Raw genomic sequence first — 21,594 nt, forward strand, 5'->3', positions numbered from 1 at the left:
ACTAAATCAGCAGCAACTGCAATATTAGTGGCGTTGTCTGCGGGGGTGAAACTGGTGGCTGTGGGGGCTGTGGTGTCAGCTACGGTGGTGAAATTCCAAGCAGTTGGGTCTACAAGACCGGCATAATTGTTACCTGCTAAGTCTTTAATCGCACCGGCGGCAATTTCAACGTAGTAATCTGTACCCTCAACTAAATTTGCTGTGGGATTAATGGTGACGCTACTGCCAGTAACCGTGACATTGGCTGAGGTGACATCAATGGTTTCTACAACTGAGTTGTCGGAGACTTTCTTGATGACAATATTGCCAGTACCTTTTTGTACGGCTTCACTCAAGGTGACGACTAAATCAGCAGCAACTGCAATATTAGTGGCGTTGTCTGCGGGGGTGAAACTGGTGGCTGTGGGGGCTGTGGTGTCGAGTAGGGTAATCGTTCCATAGGTATTACTATTATCAGTAGCAGTGGTACTAGCATTTGTGGCGGAATTACTGCTGTAGGTCACTCCTGATGCTGTTACGGTTGCACCAGCGTTCACGAAAATAGCACCGCTTTTACCCTGACCAGGCTGAGCGCTAAATCCACCCGATCCTCCAGTGGCACTGTTGTTATTAAACGTGACATTCGTTAGCATCAGAGAACCATTGCGAAGGAAAATGGCTCCGCCTAATCCAGCTCCGCCGCCACCGCCAGCGTCGTAACCATTGCCGCCGAAACTGCCTCCTAAGCCACCGCCGGTATTCCCGCTACCACCACCACCACCAAAGCCACCATTACCACCAAGGCCGTAGGTAGAACCGTTAGCAGCAACGCCCGCATTACCACCACCGCCACCGAATCCTCCAGAACCGCCTTGACCCGATACACCGCTAAACTGGCTAGCACCACCGGCACCGCCGCCACCAAAGTCACCTCCTTGACCGCCGTTGGTACCATTAGCATTGAAAGCACTGAGGCCACCGCCGCCACCCCCACCGAACCCTCCGTTGCTAGCAACTCCACTATTGCTGGTTGTGCCGCCCGTGCCGCCGGTGTTACCAAAGAAGCTACTGCCACCACCGGTACCCCCACCAGTGGTGCCATTAGTCCCAATGTCACTAAATCCGCCGCCACCACCCCCACCACCAGGTTGGTAGCCACCTGAGCCACCGGCTCCGCCGAAGCCGCCACCACCACCCAAACCATTAGAAGCGCCTCCTTGACCGCCTACTGCCTGGTTCTGGGTAAAGGTAACATTATTGATGGTTACTTGAGCGGGCAGTGAAGTTCCGTTGCCATTGATAAATAATGCACCACCAGCCCCTAGTCCACCACCACCGCCAGCAGCACCATTGCCACCTTGGCCCCGCCCGCCCTGTAGGGTGAGGTCGCTAAAACTTACTGTGCCTTGGTTGACAAAGAACAGGCGCACATCACCGTTGTCATTAATGCCATTATTATTGGCATCCCCGCTAATCTTCACGAGGTTCAGCCCAGTCCCCTGGATGCTCACACTGTCATCGACGATTAGTTGCGAATTGAGGCGGATGGTTTGGGAGGTGTTAAATACACTGGGATCGAAAATAATGGTGTCTGCACCCGTCTGGGTATTGGCTTGGGCGATCGCCTCGCGCAACGACCCCGCCCCACTGTCGTTGGTGTTCGTCACGGTAAAGGTGGCAAGTACCCCATCATACTTCTGTGCTCCTTGTGTCTGAAAAGCTATGGGAGTCTCAATGTTGCCGATGTTTACCTCCAAAGCCCAGTCGCCCCCTAGTGCTGCATTACCGGTCTTGTCGGTGGATGCTGCCACATCCGCCCCTGTTATTTCACTGAGGCGTTTTACGAAGGTTGCTCCAACTTCTCCCGCTGCTACATCGCATCCATAAAGTAGGATATCGCCATTTGCTGTCAGGGCATTTCCCCACTGTTTTATCTGAGCGCTAAAATTTTCTAAGTCATTCCCATTGAGTACGTCTGCACCGAGTTTTAAACTGCCTTCGCTGCCGTGAGAAACTATATGAACTGCTTCAATATCTTTTTGATCTGCCAAGGCGTTTGTAATTTGGTCGATCGCGCTGAAATTTTCATTTAAAATCACAATTTGAGCGGGATCGATGCCTTGGATCAGGCTTTGATAATCTTGTACAGAGGAGTCAACGAAAATAATTTGCTTGTTCGCGGTTGGTACGTTCATAATTCCTGACATCCTTGATATCTATTGTTTACATGGAAGTCTGGCAGGGGTTGAAACCCCCGCCTCGCTTAATTCCTCGCTATGAGGACTGAATAATTTATTAGTTCTCTTGCTTAAATAAATCGGGCGGTAAAATTGTTAGCCCGTTCCGCTGGAGGATTAAATAACCTGGAAACATCCAAGGCGTTACCGCGAATTAGTAACTCAATGCTGTCCATAATTCAAGCGATGTTTCTGATACAGAACATCACTTTGGCTTCGGGAAATAGTGCCAGGATTAATGACAGTTTGCTGCATCACAGGCGATTGGTGTCCCCGATCGCTTCTTTTTCAGCTTGTGGCTGGTAGTCAGCCGAAAAGATACTCATAATCAGCGTCGGTTTTAGTTCAGAGGAAATAAACACGGAGCACTGATTGTTTTGGGTCACGGCTGACAGCATTCGATCGACTGGCGCCCCCAATAGGGGAAGTCATAGCGCTGTGAAACCGGGGATTTTGTCGTAGTAGTGCAGCCAGTAAAGTAGAGCCTGAGCGGGGTAGTCCTGATACGAAGTGGGCTTTCACTGGCTTCGCGTGGGAATGAATGTATATACCATAGATGCAACTTTAATATATCATACTAAAGACATATTTTTCCTACCATGTTTTTATTTAACACTTGGCAACACAACATCCAGGTTTACGATATCTTTACAATCTAGAGATCGTGGGTTGGCTTTCCCTATCTCTATCGTTGCTTCGGGCCCCTGCCTCTGTAAAGTCGGAAAAGTCGGATCTTAAAGTCGGAAAAGTCGGATCTTTTCCATGAGGACATAATTTAGGCATCCAAAAGAGGCTGTGGGTATGAGGGTTTATTTTTTTTAGCGGATTTTTATTGGCTATTTTGCCAGACAGCATAAAGTTTGACGATATCTTGAGAATCTAGACATCGCCCTTGTTAATTACTCTGGAATTTTTGACCGCAGATGGTGGCGGATATACGCGGATGGACGCTTCGGAGTGTTGATTTGGATTTAAGGACGAGATCCCTTTTTGGTATGTGGTGTACTTAAGGGCTCTCGCACTTTTGTTGATTCCTTGAATCGGCCGCCAATTTCGGATGTTTATTTGCGAAAACGCCCCCGAATGCGATCGACAAACATATCAACTTCCGGCAACTTCATTTGACTGACAAACAGGGCAAAAACCCCTAACCCTACAAAACTTGCCACACTCAACTGCACTAATTGAATTACCAAACCTTCAGTACCCAAAACTCTTTGACACGCTTGCAGAGTAGCCAAGGTAACGAAAGCAGTTACAGAACTGGCAGAAGTTAACCCCAGAAAAGGCAAACTCCACTCCCCCCAAGGCAGGCCGCCCAGCTTTTTATCTAATAAGTACAAAAGCATAATCATCGAAACTAGATTCACTCCCACCGTCGCCAAAACTAATCCGGGCGCGCCAAAGGCTCCTACCAATAAATAATCCAAAATAGCGTTTAAAAAGATATTGATTATACTGATGCGAAAAGGGGTTTCTCCGTCTCCCAAAGCGTAAAACACCCGTACCAAAACGTCGCGTCCCAAATACACAAACATTCCAATACTGTAAGCCATCAATATCGGCGTGACAAACTCCGAGGCCGATCGATCGAAAGCATAGCGTTCGTAAACCACGCGGACGATCGGCCCGGCAAGTGTTACCATTAAAGCGCTCAGCGGCAGCATCGTAAGGGCCGTCAAAATTAAAGATTGACGAATTCGAGCTTTTAATTCCGGCCAATCTCTCGGATCGGTGAGGCGAGAAAATATGGGGAGAAATGGCACTAAAATTACATTAGAAATGATGCCTAAAGGCGTCATAACTAACAAGCCACTGTAACCCATCGCAGAGGCAGCTTGAGGGATGTAGGATGCGAAAAATAGGTCAGTATAAACATTAATTTGCAGCATTCCTGATGATAAGGTAGCAGGAAGCATCACCTTAATTACTTCTGGCACTCCCGGCCGTTTAAAATTAAACCGCAAGCGCAATGTTCCCAAGCCCGCGCGCCACTGCGCCACCAGTTGCACCAACCACTGCAAAACAGCGCCCGCTAAAGTTCCCCAAGCTAACACTAAGCCGCCAATTAGTGCGAATTCTGGCTGAATAATTTTGTCTCCGAGTTGCAGTGCGAGAATCCCTAAACCGCCGACAAGTGCAACGCTAGAAAATAAAGGGCTAATCGAAGGCAACCAGTACATATCGGCGGCATTGAGAGTACCGAAACCAATGCCGATTAAGCCTGAAAGTAATGCCATCGGCGCCATAATCCGAAATTGCTGAACAGCAATTGCTTTGATTTGTAAACCTTCTGGTGTCCTATTTAATCCCGGTGCCACCAAATCGATCAGCGGATCTGCAAAAATAATTAAAGCGATCGTCACCAACAGCAACAAGCCGCCGACTAAGGTGGTGATAGTCTCGACTAAGGGCGCTGCTTCTTTTTTATCCCGGCGGGCTAAAACACTGACTATGGCGCTGTGAAATGGCCCGTTAATCCCTCCCAGCAAAATAAATAAGAAACCAGGGATGACGTAGGCGTAGTTGTAGGCATCGACGGCGACACCGACTCCAAAGGCTGCGGCGATCGCAATTTGGCGCACCAATCCAAAGACTTTGCTAATTAGAGTGGCGACTGCGACAATGCCGGCAATCCCTGCGAGGGAACGAGAGGGCTTCTGTAATTGGGACACAAATGGTTACAAACGCTAGTGCTAAAAGGATTCACTTATTTTAATCGCGAATCGGGAGAATCATATCATGAACTGATAAAACTTCTAGGGGGAATTGCGCTGATACCAATTTTATCGATATTACTGACTTGCGGAAATTCAATAATCGATCGGGACTATTCGTCCTAACTACCAACCGCCGTTTCGTGCTATGATGCTTCAATCTCAAATCTACAATCTACAATCTACCATCTAAAAATGATGAAACAAATGAGTTGAGAAAAGCAGATAAATAACATATAGTTGATAACTTACGATCTATTGTGTTAGATCCCAGACTTATTTAAAAAGTGCGAACCCAGGTATTCGGTTATAGGTATAATCTACAATCTACAATCGAGAATCTAAAATCTAAAATCTAAAATCTAAAATCGAATGACTGGCTTAATTTACAAATATCCTCCTCTCTTACCAGGAATTCTCATCAAGCGTTACAAGCGATTTTTTGCCGAAATCGAACTAGATTCGGGAGAAATAATCACGGCGCACTGTCCGAATACTGGCCCGATGACTGGTGTTTGCATTCCGGGCAATCCAGTGCTAGTATCTCTTAGCGACAATCCTAAACGCAAGTTAGCTTATACTTGGGAATTAATTAAAGTTTGCGACACTGTGCCAACTTGGGTGGGAGTTAATACTGGGCTGCCAAATCGAGTAGTTAAATTAGCTTTGGAATTGAAATTGTTTCCAGAGTTGGGCAATTACAGTTTAATTCAACCGGAGGTTGTTTACGGGAATGATAAAAAAAGTAGAGTGGATTTTTGGCTAACTGGTGAGGAAAAACCGATTTTTCTGGAAGTGAAAAATACAACTTGGGTAAAAGAGGAGTTGGCTCTATTTCCCGATACAGTGACGGAGAGGGGACAGAAACATTTGAGAGAATTGATAGAAGTGGTGCGGCAGGGTTCGAGGGCTGTAATGCTGTATTTTATTAATCGCGGGGATTGTACGGAGTTTGCTCCGGGGGATAGTGCCGATCGCATTTACGGAGAATTGTTCAGACAGGCTATGAGTGAAGGTGTAGAGATTTTGCCCTGTCGCTTTGATGTGACACCGGAAGGCATTCGCTATTTGGGGTTAGCAAAACTAGATATACTAACCCCTAAATTATAGGTTTAAATTGCCTGCATTTCTCGATCGATCTCGACACTAGCCACGCCCGGTACTCTCTTTAGTCCTTCTAGCTTCGATTGAGAAACTTCTCCAATAACGATACCAATCACAGGCAGCACCTCATCCACTTTCATTCCCGCCGATTCTAAGGCAGTGACAACCGATTGAATTACCGATATGTTTTGGTCGTCAACAGCCACTATGATGCGCTGTACTTGTTCGTCAGACATATTTAGCATCCTTTGGAGTACATCCATTGCGCTATTGTAAATTGTCTACTGTTAGATCCCCGCAGGCTTAAAGTGCTGCGGGGATTTGGGTATTCTGCATTACGGAGCTTGTACTAAACCGCTTCCGACACGAGTATTTGGCAAGGGTAGCGCCATAGCATAGGAAGTCAGCAATTGCCAAAGTTCAGCGCCTCGTTTACCAGTCGATTCGGCATACAGGGCCGCGAGCCCAGCCACGTGCGGTGTTGCCATGCTAGTGCCATTGTAAGCAGCATAACGCCCTTGCTCCATAGGCACTGATGAGTATATTTCCACTCCCGGAGCCGCGATATCGACTTTAGTTCCTTGAATTAGGCCAGAGGTAGCCGAGAAGTCAGCCACTGCGAGGCAGTTATCGATCGCTGCAACAGCCATAATCGACGGGCTATTGGCTGGTTGTCCGACGCTTCCTCCGGTTCGTCCGTTATTGCCTGCTGCTGCCACGATCAGACACCCATTTTCCAGTGCTCGGCGGCCGACAGTTTCGTAAGCAGTAGACGGTGTTCGAGTGGGGTTTCCTAATGACATCGAGATCACTTGACAGCCGTTGGCGATCGCCCATTCCATCCCGGCGAGAATCCAGCCACTAGCGCCACTACCGGCATTGCTCAACACTTTACCGACATAAATGGTCGATTCGTAAGCGATCCCGTACCGCCGGCCGTTGAGATCCTTGAACCCGCACGCTGTGCCAATGCAGTGCGTGCCATGACTGTTGACATCTTGTACGTCCTCCCCTGGTACGAAGGACTGCGATAGGATCGATCGGCCCGCGAAGTCAGGATGCAATAAATCCATCCCCGTATCCAGCACCGCAACTTTCATTCCACTACCAGTCAGCAGAGAATTCATCACCTTCGTTGCCTTCAAACCCCAAGTAGACTCGATATCATCAGCAAAACATCGTGGTTTCTTGATTTCTGCTACCTCTGTATTAGTGGCTTTGTCGTACAGGTTATCCACCGCATCGCGATAGCCCCGCAGGTAATCTGCCGACAACCCATCGCCAATGGCGTAGAAAGTGCGCTCTGGTTCGATCGCCAGAATAGCCGAATCCTCTCCCGCTGATGTCATGACGCTGCTGAAAGCCTCTTCGTCTAAGGAAACAACGGCCACGCCGAGAGTAGGAAACACCGCTCCCCCTGATGCTTCGAGTTGGCTCAAGTCTAGAGCAGAGTCCGCGAAATCGGAAGCATTTGCCAGTCCTCTGATACCAGTTTGGTCGCTCAAGAGGTCTAATCCTTCTGTCACTGCATCATCGCCGAAAGTAATAATGTAACGCCCTGTTGTTTCATCGGCTCGGGCAGTTTCTGGGATGGAAAAACTAGGTTGTTCAGACATAAATACCTCTTCTTGATTGTTATTGGACATCAATGACAGTTTTTCTGACATTGATTTCTATGGTTTTTGTTGCCGACTCAACTTATTTAGCACTTACGCAGGCGAACAATTTTGACATTATTTATGAAGTAAGGTGCGGAGTGCTGCGTTCTACAGATCGACTCTGTGCGTAACTCCTGTTCTGTTTATTCGGCTAATTTGCTAACTTGATGGTAAAAATCCTCCTCTAAACGGCTTTTTCCTGTCTGGATCAGCCATTTTTCTAAGGTACGGTTTTCATCCGTAAGTAGTTGAGATTTACCATTAGCTATAGCCACTACCAATCCCTTATAAATCACAATTTTTGGATCGCCCTCTACCTCTTCACCACTTTCTCGGACAATCAAACCACGATACCCCAAGCCTTCATTAACAGTTCCTTCTCCTTGATGTGCAGACAATGATTGAAACCGTTGTGTGAATTCCTGAGATTCTTGCACGCTCAATTCCCAATGTGGGTTGGGTCTGCCACTAAACATATCCACTTCTACTTGCATCTTTTTGTCTCCTAAAGCTTTGACCGAACATCCAAGCAAAGTCACCAAAAACATTAAAAAACCCAAGCCAATTATCCTTTTTGGATATGTTGTGAGTGAATAAACCCGTTGCATGGTCTGCTTCTCCAGTGTGAGGAATCCACATTTGGCAGTGCTATAGATTCTATTTAATCTTTTGACTCTTACAAGTGTAAAAGTAGCCACAGAAGATGGTGTAAGGCCCACGGTTACAGGTAGCGGGGTTAGTGATGACTATGCCGCTGTTATCTGTATTTCGAGCCGCTGTCGAACCCGGTTTGTGACCCCAAAATCCTTCTCGCATTTTGCGATACCAGTGGAAATCAACAAAGCCCGGACCAGGGGCAATCACCAGTGCTACTAAATAGCGAGGGGCTTGTGAAGCGGGGAAACAATCGTAGCGTTTGTGCAATCCATCACACAGGGAAGCTTTGGTAACTTCTACGCAATTAATTGCAGTGTACTGATGTCCGCATCCTTTTCCTGGTTGGGCAAAAGTATCTGTCCGCTTGTTGCTGGCATAGTTATAGCAGTTGTTTTTCTGCCGAATTACGGGGTTGTTGTTCCAAAAGCCGGGGTTATAGGGCGAAGTATTATAAATGCAGGTAGCAGCCACCTCACTTGAGGCTTCTACTGCCATGTTTGGTAAGTCTTCAACCTCCGAAACTGAACGTCTGCTGCTGGTTTCCAGTTGTTGTCGCAGGAAATTCTGCAACATTTCATCTAAAGGTAGTTGTTCTCCGAAAGCCGATGCTTCTGGAGATGATTCTGCACTGCTCATTAAGCCGATCAAACGCTCAGCAATCTCGTTTGCTTTATCGCTAGCAGCACTCGCACCGGCTGCCATATACATACTAGCGGGTAGTTCAAAGTCTTGGGCAAGCTCGTCAGAGAGGGGTTCAATGGTGAAACCGCGAAACCCTAATCCAGCATCAGCAGAAGCTGCCTCGGCTACAATGCTACGATGATTAGCAATCTCTTTGAGCGTAGTTCGAGCTTCTTCCTCGTCTGCAACGATCCACTCGGGAGCGGGTCTTCCGGAAAATATATCGGCAGTAATCCGTAACATACTTAACCTCTTTTTTGAGTAGTTTTCAGCAAACAAACTCCACCTTAAAGTTGTTTAATAGCTGGAAATAACAACCTTGGCTGTGAGTGCTTTTTTAGCTGAGTTTCCAAACTGGATAACAGCTTTTGATCTAATAGTCGTCCAAATAAACTTGGAGAGCAATACGACGATCCGCGTAGAGGATTATGAAGATATTGCAACAAATTTTGCCTGTTTTTGGCATAGCTTTTTCTCACAAGACTGGGGCGTGCAAAATCCGGGAATAAACCCCAGCGCCAAGGCTTGCGTTTATGGCGTGGGGTTTCCGGTGAAGCAGCTAGTTACAAACAGATAATTGTGCCGCTCTTAGAAACACACTTCCACTTCGAGAAAGGAGTCGTCCGATAACAAGCCTGTGCTTTATAAGTCAGACAGCTACCTTGCAAACACACTTGAATTGATGCCTTCGCTAACAGGATATTGCCTTGAAGCGTCTGGCACTTATTGAGACCTATATTGGCACAGGCTACCTCAAGTCCTGCCAGTTTCAGGCAGACTTTAAAACCATCGCCAACTTTGGAATAACAAATTGCGATCGGCCCTATGATGCTAAAGCAGCCGGATAGGGCTTCATGAAGCTCTAAAGTAGCTGCCATCTGCTCATCTGCTTTTGTAACTTCCGTCATACCTTCTGGGCTAACCAAGGTGGCTAGTCCTTCTGCATCTAGGAATTCCAACGGATCGTGGTCGAGTTCTATCAATTCATGGTTTGCCATAATCTTGTCGCCTTTATTTAGGTTTGAGTTGTTGTCAATTAAACACCTCAGCCAAACAGCCACTACGGTTAGGCTGTGTGCTTGGTGTATGTTCTAATCCTCCTCAAAATAAACTCGGGCAACAATACGACGATCTGCGTATGGGATTATGAAGATAGTGCAACAGATTCTGCTTTTAACAACCCCAATTTTTCCATAGCCACCATCACTGCCGCAGTCCGGGTTTGTACGCTGAGTTTCCCGTAAAGATGTTCTAGATGTTTTCGGACTGTTCCTTCACGGCAACCAAGAATTTTAGCAATTTGGGCATTATTTTTATCTTTTGCAATCCAGAAGAGAACCTCTGCCTCGCGTTTGGTAAGTCCTAACAATGTCAGGCAACAAATAGATAATTCTTGCATTTCTTCTTCCTCTAATAGCAAGAGATATTGCTCTCCAATGGGATCGGGTATCAGGCGGACGCTCAACTGTTTTCCTGCTTGCTGAATGTACAATGGTAGACAGCTATATGGAATATCTCTGTTGAATGTGAGTCGCGATATCTGTTGATTGAACCAATGTTGTAATAGTTCTGGTAATGAGTGCGGGGCGCGGGATACAAAATACTGGTTCAACAGTTGTTCGGCGCGTTGAGTCATGAATTGCACCTGCCCTGCAATTTCCACAACTATCGCCCCTACCCGATCCAAGATTTGCTTGACTAATGTCTTAATGAAAGTATCTGACTCTTTGTTAGTGCGATCGCCTAAAACTTCGAGAGTATAATTTTGGTAGCAATTTTCGTAACTTTTGGCTTCAGCTTTTGCTGCTGGGAATTTATCAATACCTTCAGATGTTAAAATAACTGCGCGCTGATGCTTTGGTGTCTGGGAATTCATGGGAAGTATCTCCATTGGCATACAGGGTGAGAATGACGAAACCAGATACTCATGCGGGGCGGGTATCTAGCTCATTTCACTTTTGTTGAGGTATATAAGTGTAGAAATGCACTCTGAGATTTTTTGACGGTGCCTGATTTAAGTTGCTTTTCTTAAGTAATCACTAACTAATAACACTCGCTAGCTGTTAGTTACCAGTCGCATAATCGAGTGACTTGCATAAATTTTATTTTTGTGTTAATCGAGGGATAGGCTCTTGTAGAGATTGGCGATATGCGAAAAAGAAAGTGACAGTCAATCGACTTGAGATTTGAGATTTAAGATTGAAGAAAATGTTTAGTTGATAAATTACCTGTCAACATCAGGCGATGTTTCGATTACAATACACTATGTAGCATCTAATAAAAAAGAGCGATCGCACTATGGGAATGACCCTGACCGAAAAAATCTTAGCCAAAGCATCGGGCCGCACTAAAGTCGAGCCCGGAGAAAATATTTGGGTAGAAACAGACGTGTTGATGACCCACGATGTCTGCGGGCCCGGCACTATCGGCGTTTTCAAACGCGAATTCGGTGAGAATGCCAAAGTCTGGAACCCAGACAAAATCGTTCTAATTCCCGACCACTACATTTTCACCAACGACGAACGCGCTAACCGCAACGTGGATATTCTCCGCGATTTTGCTGCCGAACAAGGGATAAAATACTTTTACGACATCACGGATCGATCGGACTTCAAAGCAAATCCCGACTACAAAGGAGTTTGCCACATCGCGCTAGCACAAGAAGGCCACACCAGACCAGGGGAAGTGCTCTTCGGCACCGATTCCCACACCTGCAATGCCGGCGCTTTCGGACAATTCGCCACGGGTATCGGCAATACAGACGCGGCTTTTATCATGGGAACAGGCAAATTGCTGATTAAAGTTCCGGCGACAATGCGCTTTGTACTCAACGGCGAACTGCCGGATTATTTGTTAGCAAAAGACCTAATTTTGCAGATTATTGGTGATATTAGCGTTGCAGGTGCTAACTACCGGACGATGGAATTTGCGGGCGATACAGTTGAGCGTTTGACGATGGAAGAACGGATGACGCTGTGCAATATGGTGATTGAAGCTGGCGGTAAAAACGGCACGGTTGCGCCCGACAAAACTACGTTTGATTACGTTACTTCGCGCACTGATAAAGCCTTCGATTCATTTTACAGCGATGGGGATGCTAAATTTTATAGCGATCGCACCTACGATGTCAGCCAATTAGAACCCGTCGTCGCCAAACCGCACTCCCCGGACAACCGCGACTTAGCCCGCAACTGCCGCGATGTCAGGATCGATCGAGTTTACATCGGTTCCTGCACCGGCGGCAAAACCTCCGACTTTCTGAATGCCGCCCGCATTCTCAAAGGAAATCAAGTCAAAGTTCCGACTTATTTAGTACCGGCAACTCAGAAAGTTTACGAAGATTTGTTTGTCACAAAATACGAAGGTCAAACGCTTTCGGAAATCTTCTTAGCTGCAGGCTGCATCGAACCCGCAGCGCCTTCTTGCGCCGCTTGTTTGGGCGGGCCAAAAGATACTTTCGGGCGGATGAATGAAGCAGAAATTTGCGTGTCTACCACTAACCGCAATTTCCCCGGCCGGATGGGGAACAAAGAAGCGCAAGTTTATCTAGCTTCGCCTTACACGGCGGCGGCTTCTGCCCTGACTGGGTATGTCACCGATCCGCGCGAATTCCTGTGTTAGAAGTTGTTAGCGATGTTTAGAATCTTAGATCCCCGACTTCTTAAAAAAGTCGAGGATCTGGGTATTATGTTTTTTTTAGATGGCTTTACCTATCGCTGAATTTGACGGCGATCGGCTAGTTAGAATAAAATGAAAATAAATATCGATATCAAATCTAAAAAGTCATGATAAATCATAATATTTTCCGCAAAGTGGCTACCGCATTTGCCCTAATTGCTATTACCCTATCATGCAGTGCAACGAAGACAGTAACTCGGACACAAAAGAAAGCAGACAAGCCACAGCCACAGATTGCTTACGGCGATTTAATTGTTGACCCTGAATCAGAATATATTATGATTCCAGTTATTCTATCTAGCGATGAAAAATACTCTGGACGTGACAGTATCTCATCAAAATTAAGTTTTTATGGAGATTCAACGGGCAGCCGCATGATAGGTAACAATATGATTTTTTACAACAAAACTAACGGAGAATCTAATATTCTATTAAATAGAAAAGCGTTAATATCTAAATATGAATATTTGCTAGGTAAAAAAGATCCAGAAAATCCCAGCAATCAAAATGAACAAACAAATCAACAGAAGCAAAATTCATCTAAAAAAGTATCCAGCAAGCCTCAGAATCAATTGCTGTTGTTTCATATCATAGATAGCGACACAAATGCTGATGGCAAAATTGACGGCGCAGACGCGATCGTTGGATATTTATCTAACTTGGGAGGCAAATCGCTTCAGGCAATCACTCCCCCCGATACCCAGTTAATGAGTTGGGTATTTGATAAAAAGAGCGGCGGGATTTTTGTTACAATTAGAAAAGACTCTGATGGCGATCGCAAATTTACCGAAAAAGACGATCTCGATTTTGTCCGAGTTAATGTCAGCAAACCCAATGTAGGCAAAGAGATAATCGACGGTAAAACTAGGCAAAAATTGCAAAAAATTATTCTTAATTCAAAGTAAACATAAGGTGCACACCCTACTTGAATTGACAGGAGATTTACTTTGAAAACACTATTTTTAGCTTGGCAAAGCCCGGACAGCGGTTCTTGGTTTCCGATTGGTCGATTGATATTTAACGGTAAAGAATACCAGTTCAATTATACAAATGGTGTTCTAGAAGCTAAACTTAAGTGCGGGTTTCAACCCTTGCCATCTTTCCCGGATTTCAATAATGTTTACACTTCACACAAACTGTTTTCGTTGTTTTCTAATAGAGTGATGGGCAGATCGCGCCCTGAGTACCCTGAATTTGTACAGTGGTTGAATATCCCTGAACGCGAACATGACCCAATTGCTTTATTGGCGCGCAGCGGAGGCAAACGGGCAACTGATAAATTTGAGGTGTTCCCTTGTCCCGAACCAGATGAAAATGGACGTTACTGTATCCATTTTTTTGCAGATGGACTGCGATACCTTTCCAAGTCGGCAATTGAACGGATTAATCGGCTTCAAGTGGGCGAACTTTTGTATTTAGCCCACGAATTTCAAAATTCGCGCGCTTCCCGTCTGCTTCTGTGTACTAAAGATCACTGGATTGTTGGCTATTGTCAGCGCTATTTTGTGGATGATATTTTTGAAATTATTTTGCAGCATCCAGAATTGGTTCGCGTACAAGTCGATCGCGTCAATCAACCCCCAACGCCGCTACAGTTCCGCTTGCTGTGCAAGATGACTGCCGATTGGCGAGACTTTCGCCCCTTCCAAAGTCGGATGTACCAGCCGGTTAGCAATGATGTTTTAGCTGCAAGTGCGATCGGATAATCAGCAACAATAAGTAAAATTACGATCGCAGAATTAGGGAAGAAGTCAAGTTAATTGTTTTGAATTGAATACAGAAGATTGCACAATTTATACAAATAATTAGCTGAATCTTGACATATTTTACATAATAGAGTATGTTTGAGCTAATTAATCGATTCCTAATTTCGCATTCTCAGTTAAGCCCATACAATCTATGAAAATTATAGCTACAGATTGCTAATGATTTTGATTAGTATTGTTGCGCTAACTGAAACAAATTCTAGTTCTAATTTTTATATTTAGAACTCGTATGGGTGTAAAATTCACCGATTATAAACTTGAGACAATTGTGAGTATGAACAAAAAAATAAAGATTGGGATTGCTGAAGCTTTTGGTACTTTTGTGTTGGTATTAGGTGGATGTGGCAGTGCGGTTTTAGCTGGAGATAAAATCGGCTTTTTGGGAGTTTCGATCGCCTTTGGTCTGTCTCTCTTAATCATGGTTTATACGATCGGCCCTATCTCTGGATGCCACATTAATCCGGCGGTAAGTATCGGTTTAGTAGTTGCCAAACTGATCGATGCTGTTTTGCTTCCTTATTATATAGGAGGTCAGATTGTAGGGGGAATTTTAGGCGGTCTTGTTTTGTACATGATAGCATCAGGAAAACCGGGTTTTGATGCGGCGGCTTCGGGATTTGCATCTAACGGTTTTGCAGAACATTCTCCCACTGGTTACGGACTGTTGGCAGCAGCTTGGACGGAAATTGTACTGACTGCTTTTCTGTTATTTACAATCATGGGTACTACCCATCCCAAATATCCCGTCGGTTTGGGCGGAATTCCCATCGGCTTGATGCTGGTGTTGATTCACTTAATCGGAATTCCCGTAACCAATACTTCGGTTAACCCAGCTAGAAGTATCGGTGTGGCACTTTTTCAAGGCGGATGGGCAATCCAACAGTTATGGGCGTTTATTGTATTTCCCGTGATCGGTGGAATTATCGGCGTTTTGGCTTATAATTTCATTAAACCCACTATGGAAGAAATTTGAGCTAAAATCAAAAATAAGCCGGGTTTATTGAATTTTTTAGGGTGGTAGAATTCATCCCACAAATTAACAAACCCGGTTTGTCGATCGCACAACTTGATAAAATTGCAAGTATTTCGGTAAATAGGTGCCATGATTACGATCGTGATGGGAGTCTCAGGTTCTGGCAAAACTACTGTTGGCAAGTTGCTGGCGCAATCTCTCAACTGGGATTTCAGCGATGCCGACGATTTTCACCCATCAGCTAATATCGATAAAATGAGTCGGGGCATTCCTTTAGAAGATGCGGATCGCCTTCCTTGGCTATTACAATTGCAAGCTACAATAGACAGGTGGCTGTTAGAAAATAAAAATGTGGTTTTGGCTTGTTCTGCTTTAAAAAAATCTTACCGCGAAATGCTCTACCGAGACCAAAAGCGCATGAAGATAGTTTATCTAAAATGTTCTTTTCAGCTATTAGCCACCAGGTTAAAAACTCGCGAAAACCACTACATGAAAGCAGACTTGCTGTTAAGTCAGTTAGACAGTCTCGAAGAACCAGAAGATGCAATTATCATAGATGCTTCGCAGCCACTAGAGTTAATCGTGCGCCAAATTATATCATGTCCGATAGATAGCCCATAATACCATTGCCGGGGCGGGTTTTTGAGATTGTCCGTTAGGGGCCAATATTATTGGTGAAACCAACCTACAGGAATCAGGGTAATCGATCGGACATGATATGATGTGCGGTTAATTGCCCCCAATAAAACCTATAATACTAAATCGAGCTTAAATACCAGTTTATTTCTTAGTCCCTCTTAACTAGGGCAAGAATTTGTATAGTAGCTATTTCAAACGGCGAGTCTTAGCGAGGGTTTTTAACTCGGATTTAGTATAACAGTTATTTTTTTCCTAGCAACCGAGTTTATGAACCAAAATTAGCCCCCTTTCCGTTTCCAGACTGATAGGTTGGCAGCCCTAATTTTTGTACAAATATAAGAAAGCTTCTACTTCAGCCGCAGTAGGTTGAGATATAATTGCCCCGGGTTTCATCGCTGTCATCGCACCTACCGCACTGGCATAAGTTACAATTGTTTGGGCTATTTTGGGATCGGCTAAATTCTTAATTCCATGCTTGCACAACTGTCGCACAAAACCAGCCAGAAATGCGTCGCCTGCACCTGTTGTATCCTCAACATCTACTTTAAAGGCGGGGATTTTTCCTTCATTTTCCGAGATACAATAGGCGCAACCTTTCTCGCCGGCTGTCACCAAAACGCCTTCTACGGAATCGAGGCGGTAGGTAATAGCTCCAGCATCGGTAGTGTCAAACAACCATTCGGCTTCTTCCTCAGATAACTTGACAAAATCAACTTTTTTTAATATTTTTCTAATGCGCGCTTTTGCTTCGTCTGGATTTGGCCAAAACACGGGACGCCAATTGATGTCAAGTATAATTTTAACGTCATACTGTTCTGCTAGTTCGATCGCTCGGACGATCGCCTCTCGACTTTCAGGATAAGCTAATTCTAAAGTACCTAGCACTAAATATTCGGCATTTTCAAACAGCACTTCGGGTAGTTGTGCAGCGAGGAGGCGGGTGTCTGCAAAATCGGCCGTATCAAATTCCCCAAAACCGGCAAAAGATCGATCGCCCGCTTCATTCCGCAAGACATAAACTTGCCGCGTCGGCGCACTTGGATGTCGCTGCAATCCAGCAAGATCAACCCCTACTTCTTGCAATACCTGCACTAGGGAATTCCCCAATTCATCCCCACCTACAGCACCGATAAATCCCGCCGCCGTCCCCAATTTAACCAAAGCACAGGCAACATTAGCAGGAGCACCGCCGGGATATGCCGTCCAAGATTCTACCTCTTCGAGAGATACTCCTGGTTTGTCTGCTAAACAATCAAATAAAACTTCACCCAGACACAGAACGCGAGGATAAGTCATGTCTATTTTAGATTTTAGATTTTAGATTTTAGACCAGCAGTTGACAGCTCAATAATTATTTTTAACCCATCCCAGAAAAATTGCAAGCTATATTTTAATAGCTGCTCCTATAATACCAGACTTACTGATACTGGCAGTTACTCGCTCAACGCACAAGTGCAGTGCGGGCGTATCAGTTGTTTTACCTGAAAACATCTGCAGGTTTTGCCCGGATGTCAGATGCGGGCAGGTAAAGGACTCGCCCGCCACCGGAAGGGTGCCAGCAGTGCAAGTCGGTGCGGGTCATGCTGTGTCAGCGCTGGGTTTGCACTCTTGGCGATTCTACAGGCGAGTTGGTGCTTCGGGCCCTAAAGAGTAGCACAACAAATTAAATTTGCTCTTCATACTCGATCCCTCATCCTTTAGAATTGTAGATAGGTAAATATGCAGACATAGGAAAAATTTATGAGTGGGATTGTCTCTGGGACCCCTGTCACCCTTTCGGACAGAGAATTGCAAGTGGTAGAGTTAGTAGCAGCGGGATTGACTAATGAGAAAATCGCCGAAAAGTTAGAGATTAGCAAGCGTACAGTTGACAACCACATTAGCAATATCTTGAACAAGACGCGGGCTGACAATCGAGTTACGCTTGTACGCTGGGCGTTGCAGTGGGGAAAGGTATGTTTGGACAATATTAACTGCTGTCCTCTACCGCGGCCGATCGACAAAGAAGTATCTTAAGTAGGGATTTTGGTTGGGGACAGGCAAATAAATGATGCAAACGGCACAAGAAAAACAACTCCGCTATCAAATTCAAAGCCCTGGATTGCCGCTGGCGGTGTATCGCGAAGTGGCGATCCATTTGCGTCAAGTTGAAGGGGTGCAAACCGGTTTAATCCCGCAGCAGTCGCAGCGGTTTGATTACTACGACAGCCAAGTTGGAGGTTTGTGGATACAGTATCCTGAAGGGTTCGATTTGGCAGGTCGCGAGCGGGTCGATCGCATTTTGGCTTATTATGGCGATCGTTACGGAGCCTGGGAATCATTAGTTATTGGTTAATCCTTCGATGATTCGGCGATTGAAATCGCTACTACACAAACGAAGTCCACTCCAAGCGGACTAAGAAATAAAGACTGACTAACAAAATGAGTGCAATTAAAACTTTACCGGGAACGCGGGATATTTTGCCCGATGAAATTCGATATTGGCAAAATATCGAAGAAGTGGCTAGAACAATTTTGAAAAAAGCGGCTTATCGAGAAATTCGGACGCCTATTTTTGAACAGACATCTTTATTTGAACGCGGCATTGGCGAAGCTACCGATGTGGTGGGCAAAGAAATGTACACTTTTAAGGATAAGGGCGATCGATCGACTACTTTGCGCCCAGAAGGCACCGCCGGAGTAGTCCGATCTTTTATTCAAAACAGTTTGTACGCGGCGGGAGACGTGCAGCGTCTGTGGTATGCTGGGCCGATGTTTCGCTACGAACGCGCGCAAGAAGGAAGACAGCGGCAGTTCAATCAAATTGGCGTGGAAGTCTTGGGGAGTGCGAATCCCCGTGCGGATGTCGAAGTAATTGCGATCGCCTGCGATATCCTGCAAACACTCGGTTTAAAAAATTTGCGCCTCGATATTAATTCTGTCGGAAATAAGCAAGACAGACAAAATTATCGGCAAGCTTTGATAGATTATTTTACACCGCACAAAGACGAATTAGACGCCGATTCTCAAGACCGCTTGACTCGCAATCCGCTGCGGATATTGGACAGCAAAAATGAACGAACTCAAGAAATTGTAGCTGGTGCGCCGAGTATTTTGGACTATTTGGGAGAGGAATCGCGAGATCACTTCGAGCAAGTGCAGCTTATGCTCACAAATTTAGGAATTAGCTATCAGTTAAATCCCCGATTAGTGCGCGGTTTAGATTACTATACCTACACCGCATTTGAAATTATATCCGACGATTTGGGAGCGCAAGCAACAGTTTGCGGAGGCGGTCGCTACGACGGTTTAGTCAAGGAATTGGGCGGGCCAGATACGGCGGCAGTCGGTTGGGCAATGGGTATCGAAAGGTTGATTATCCTGCTGCAAAAGTTGCAACCTTTGCCCGCGCCGAAGTTGGATTTCTATGTGGTATCCAGGGGCGAAAAAGCCGAACAGCAATCGGTATTGTTAGCTCAAAAATTGCGAAGTGCGGGGTTTAGCGTCGAGATAGATTTGAGCGGTAGTGCTTTCGGTAAACAGTTTAAAAGAGCCGACAGAAGCGGTGCAGTTGGGTGTTTAGTTTTGGGAGATGCGGAAGCTGAAAACCAGACGGTACAATTGAAGTGGTTGGCGAGTGGCGAACAAAGTGCGATCGGGCAATCGGAACTACTAGCAATGACCACCGAACTACAGCAGAAAATCCTAGCTGCATATTAAGTCCGGCAGGGAATGAATTCCCTGCCTCAAAGCTAAAGTCCTCGCTATGAGGACTAATTATTTTAACAGTCTTCTTCTCAGTCCTCTTAAGAGGACTTTAGCTATTAGCCAGGGGTTTCAACCCCTGGCGGAATGTCGGCTTAAGTCGTTACTAATTGACTCTGCCCGGTAACGCAGATCCAGAGGCTCTGCCTCGTCATTAAGCCATTAACATTAATCCCAAAAACCAAGAGATATAATTTAAGAATTAAAACATTTAATCTCTGATAACCTATGTCTGTAGCAACTAAAAACCCAGAAACACAACTCACAATCACCTGGCCGCTACTACCAGAAGATTTCCAACTACCAGACGACCCCGTGGAAGACGAAAGCCAACCATTGTTAGCCGCCGCTTTGCGCCAGCCGCTAACAAAATTTCCTGAATTAATGCAGGATGCCTTAATTGTTTCCAACTTTGCCATTTGTGCCGGCATAAGTTTCCCAGGTTCAAGCAGCGACGAACAGCGCATTATCTGCAAAGCACCAGATTGGATGTACGTGAAACCCGTCAATCCAAAAAAGGTCTCGCAAGTCCGCCGCAGTTACACCCCGCACACAGAAGGAACCATCCCCCAAATCGTGATGGAATTTCTTTCAGAAACCTATGGAGAAGAATACTCGGTTGAGTTTACCTCGCGGGTGGGAAAGTGGTATTTTTACGAGCAAGTAATCAAAGTTCCCCGATACGTCATATTCCGAGCAAAAACCGCTCATTTAGAAGTTTACGCTTTAGAATCAGAGCACTACAACTTGCAAAAACCCGATGAAAACGGACGTTATTGGATACCGGGATTAGACTTATTTTTAGGTATTTGGGAAGGAACCCACGAAGGAAGGACAGGCTGTTGGTTGAGGTGGTGGAATCCTGAAGGCGAGTTGTTGCTGTGGTCTGAGGAAAGAGTAGAAGAAGAACGTCAGCGGGGCGATCGCGAACGACTCCGCGCTGAAAGATTGGCCGAAAAACTGCGTCAAGCGGGAATCGAGTTAGATGATGAAGAGTGACCAACAATTTGGGTGACCAGATTAAGATATTCAAATAACTCTTGAGCCGATCGCCCCTTTAGAATAGAAAGGAGCGATCGCACCTGTCGGATAAAAGTGGAGAGCGATCGCTAAACAGTCACCCTTAACAGGTTTTGCTTAAGTAGATCGATAATTTCTTCGCCCCACTTAATTTGATTTCCACTCCAGTTGCTATGAGAGGACTCGACTTTGTAGACTCGTCCGTATTTTTTGCCTCGTTCAGTGAGTTGCCACTGCCGCTTGCTTCCTCTGGGTTCTAACTTTTGCTGCAAGCCGAGTTTTGCCAAATCCTCGTTGACTTTAATGCAGGAAATCTTTTTTCCTGTCTCCTGGCTAAGCTTGGTGGCGATTTGCGTGGGTGTCAAATCGACATTTTCCAGCAGAACTGAACGATCTACCTTGTTTTTAAACATGGTAAACTCCTTATAAGTAAATTAATTGAACTTGAGCCAGACACCCGCGACGGCAATCGCTAGGTCTGGCTTTTTCATTGCAAAGCTGCAACAGATGGGATAACCGCTTCATAGAAGCTATTTGTCCGGCTTGGCTACAACAAATATTACAATAATTAATTGTTGCAGATATTTAGGTAGCTGTCAAGTCTTTTGGCATCAGGCTGGAACAAAAATTTTTCGTAGGGACACGGCACTACCCATTGGTGTCAACTTAAGCTTTTAGTCCGCCAGTCCTCCCGCTCACCCGGCAGTCCGCCAGGGAATGAATTCCCCCTCTTATAGCGAA

At 45.5% G+C, this 21,594-nt stretch carries 21 protein-coding genes; 10 read left to right on the top strand and 11 right to left on the bottom strand.

Translation table 11 applies throughout. The features are described from left to right. The 3 genes from QUA50_RS14325 to murJ all read right to left on the bottom strand — a co-directional run. Positions 1 to 2,174 (bottom strand): DUF4347 domain-containing protein (locus tag QUA50_RS14325; RefSeq protein ID WP_333262160.1); only part of this gene is annotated, 2,174 nt, incomplete at its 3' end. A 296-nt stretch (positions 2,175 to 2,470) separates the two neighbouring features. After that, a complete protein-coding gene (locus QUA50_RS14330; RefSeq protein WP_333262163.1) occupies positions 2,471 to 2,614 on the bottom strand; it encodes a hypothetical protein in 144 nt (47 codons plus the stop codon). Between the two features lie 663 nt (positions 2,615 to 3,277). Then, positions 3,278 to 4,891, bottom strand: coding sequence for a murein biosynthesis integral membrane protein MurJ (gene murJ, locus QUA50_RS14335; protein ID WP_333262165.1), 1,614 nt, complete (start codon positions 4,889 to 4,891; stop codon positions 3,278 to 3,280). A gap of 414 nt (positions 4,892 to 5,305) precedes the next feature. Between murJ and sfsA the strand changes: the two genes are divergently transcribed. Beyond that, entirely contained in the window at positions 5,306 to 6,043 is a 738-nt protein-coding gene (gene sfsA / locus QUA50_RS14340; RefSeq protein ID WP_333262166.1) for a DNA/RNA nuclease SfsA, read from the top strand. 2 nt (positions 6,044 to 6,045) lie between these two features. Here sfsA and QUA50_RS14345 read toward each other — a convergent pair whose 3' ends face one another. From QUA50_RS14345 to QUA50_RS14370, 6 genes are all read right to left on the bottom strand, one after another. Next, positions 6,046 to 6,273, bottom strand: coding sequence for a hypothetical protein (locus QUA50_RS14345; RefSeq protein WP_333262169.1), 228 nt, complete (start codon positions 6,271 to 6,273; stop codon positions 6,046 to 6,048). Positions 6,274 to 6,372: 99 nt separating this feature from the next. Beyond that, positions 6,373 to 7,653, bottom strand: coding sequence for a S8 family serine peptidase (locus QUA50_RS14350; protein WP_333262171.1), 1,281 nt, complete (start codon positions 7,651 to 7,653; stop codon positions 6,373 to 6,375). A 185-nt stretch (positions 7,654 to 7,838) separates the two neighbouring features. Next, positions 7,839 to 8,189, bottom strand: coding sequence for a hypothetical protein (locus QUA50_RS14355; protein ID WP_333299474.1), 351 nt, complete (start codon positions 8,187 to 8,189; stop codon positions 7,839 to 7,841). Positions 8,190 to 8,352: 163 nt separating this feature from the next. Then, entirely contained in the window at positions 8,353 to 9,276 is a 924-nt protein-coding gene (locus QUA50_RS14360) for a hypothetical protein (protein WP_333262177.1), read from the bottom strand. Positions 9,277 to 9,596: 320 nt separating this feature from the next. After that, positions 9,597 to 10,031 carry a hypothetical protein gene (locus QUA50_RS14365; RefSeq protein WP_333262181.1) on the bottom strand — a complete coding sequence of 145 codons (435 nt, stop codon included), beginning with the start codon at positions 10,029 to 10,031 and terminating at the stop codon, positions 9,597 to 9,599. 146 nt (positions 10,032 to 10,177) lie between these two features. After that, positions 10,178 to 10,909, bottom strand: coding sequence for a helix-turn-helix transcriptional regulator (locus tag QUA50_RS14370; protein WP_333262184.1), 732 nt, complete (start codon positions 10,907 to 10,909; stop codon positions 10,178 to 10,180). Positions 10,910 to 11,331: 422 nt separating this feature from the next. Here QUA50_RS14370 and QUA50_RS14375 point away from each other — a divergent pair, with 422 nt between their 5' ends. The 5 genes from QUA50_RS14375 (at position 11,332) to QUA50_RS14395 (ending at position 16,071) form a co-directional block, all read left to right on the top strand. Beyond that, positions 11,332 to 12,654, top strand: a complete 1,323-nt coding sequence (locus tag QUA50_RS14375) for a 3-isopropylmalate dehydratase large subunit (RefSeq protein WP_333262187.1) — start codon at positions 11,332 to 11,334, stop codon at positions 12,652 to 12,654. Positions 12,655 to 12,818: 164 nt separating this feature from the next. Continuing rightward, positions 12,819 to 13,616 carry a hypothetical protein gene (locus QUA50_RS14380; RefSeq protein WP_333262189.1) on the top strand — a complete coding sequence of 266 codons (798 nt, stop codon included), beginning with the start codon at positions 12,819 to 12,821 and terminating at the stop codon, positions 13,614 to 13,616. 42 nt (positions 13,617 to 13,658) lie between these two features. Further along, positions 13,659 to 14,417, top strand: coding sequence for a DNA-binding protein (locus tag QUA50_RS14385; RefSeq protein ID WP_333262191.1), 759 nt, complete (start codon positions 13,659 to 13,661; stop codon positions 14,415 to 14,417). A gap of 334 nt (positions 14,418 to 14,751) precedes the next feature. Beyond that, entirely contained in the window at positions 14,752 to 15,450 is a 699-nt protein-coding gene (gene aqpZ, locus QUA50_RS14390) for an aquaporin Z (RefSeq protein ID WP_333262193.1), read from the top strand. Positions 15,451 to 15,579: 129 nt separating this feature from the next. After that, the gene (locus QUA50_RS14395) at positions 15,580 to 16,071 is read left to right on the top strand and encodes a gluconokinase (protein ID WP_333262196.1); all 492 of its coding nucleotides are present in this window, start codon (positions 15,580 to 15,582) and stop codon (positions 16,069 to 16,071) included. Positions 16,072 to 16,407: 336 nt separating this feature from the next. Here the strand turns inward: QUA50_RS14395 and QUA50_RS14400 are convergent, their stop codons facing one another. Next, complete coding sequence (locus tag QUA50_RS14400; protein WP_333262199.1) at positions 16,408 to 17,385, bottom strand: carbohydrate kinase; 978 nt, start codon at positions 17,383 to 17,385, stop codon at positions 16,408 to 16,410. Between the two features lie 444 nt (positions 17,386 to 17,829). On the opposite strand from QUA50_RS14400, the gene QUA50_RS14405 reads away from it, so the two are divergent. The 4 genes from QUA50_RS14405 to QUA50_RS14420 all read left to right on the top strand — a co-directional run bounded on the left by QUA50_RS14405 (position 17,830) and on the right by QUA50_RS14420 (position 20,832). Beyond that, positions 17,830 to 18,105: a photosynthetic electron transport-dependent transcriptional regulator PedR gene (locus tag QUA50_RS14405; RefSeq protein ID WP_006633901.1), complete on the top strand. Its 276-nt coding sequence runs from the start codon at positions 17,830 to 17,832 to the stop codon at positions 18,103 to 18,105. 34 nt (positions 18,106 to 18,139) lie between these two features. Next, entirely contained in the window at positions 18,140 to 18,424 is a 285-nt protein-coding gene (locus QUA50_RS14410; RefSeq protein WP_333262269.1) for a hypothetical protein, read from the top strand. An 86-nt stretch (positions 18,425 to 18,510) separates the two neighbouring features. Then, positions 18,511 to 19,788, top strand: coding sequence for a histidine--tRNA ligase (hisS, locus tag QUA50_RS14415; protein WP_333262202.1), 1,278 nt, complete (start codon positions 18,511 to 18,513; stop codon positions 19,786 to 19,788). Between the two features lie 273 nt (positions 19,789 to 20,061). Beyond that, the gene (locus QUA50_RS14420; RefSeq protein ID WP_333262205.1) at positions 20,062 to 20,832 is read left to right on the top strand and encodes a Uma2 family endonuclease; all 771 of its coding nucleotides are present in this window, start codon (positions 20,062 to 20,064) and stop codon (positions 20,830 to 20,832) included. A 110-nt stretch (positions 20,833 to 20,942) separates the two neighbouring features. On the opposite strand, the gene QUA50_RS14425 is transcribed toward QUA50_RS14420, so the two are convergent. Further along, positions 20,943 to 21,266 (bottom strand): hypothetical protein, encoded by a 324-nt coding sequence (locus tag QUA50_RS14425; RefSeq protein ID WP_333154693.1) that lies wholly within the window; start codon positions 21,264 to 21,266, stop codon positions 20,943 to 20,945. Positions 21,267 to 21,594 lie beyond the last annotated feature (328 nt).

It is taken from the genome of Microcoleus sp. M2_D5 (assembly GCF_036701935.1).
GTDB lineage: Bacteria > Cyanobacteriota > Cyanobacteriia > Cyanobacteriales > Microcoleaceae > Microcoleus.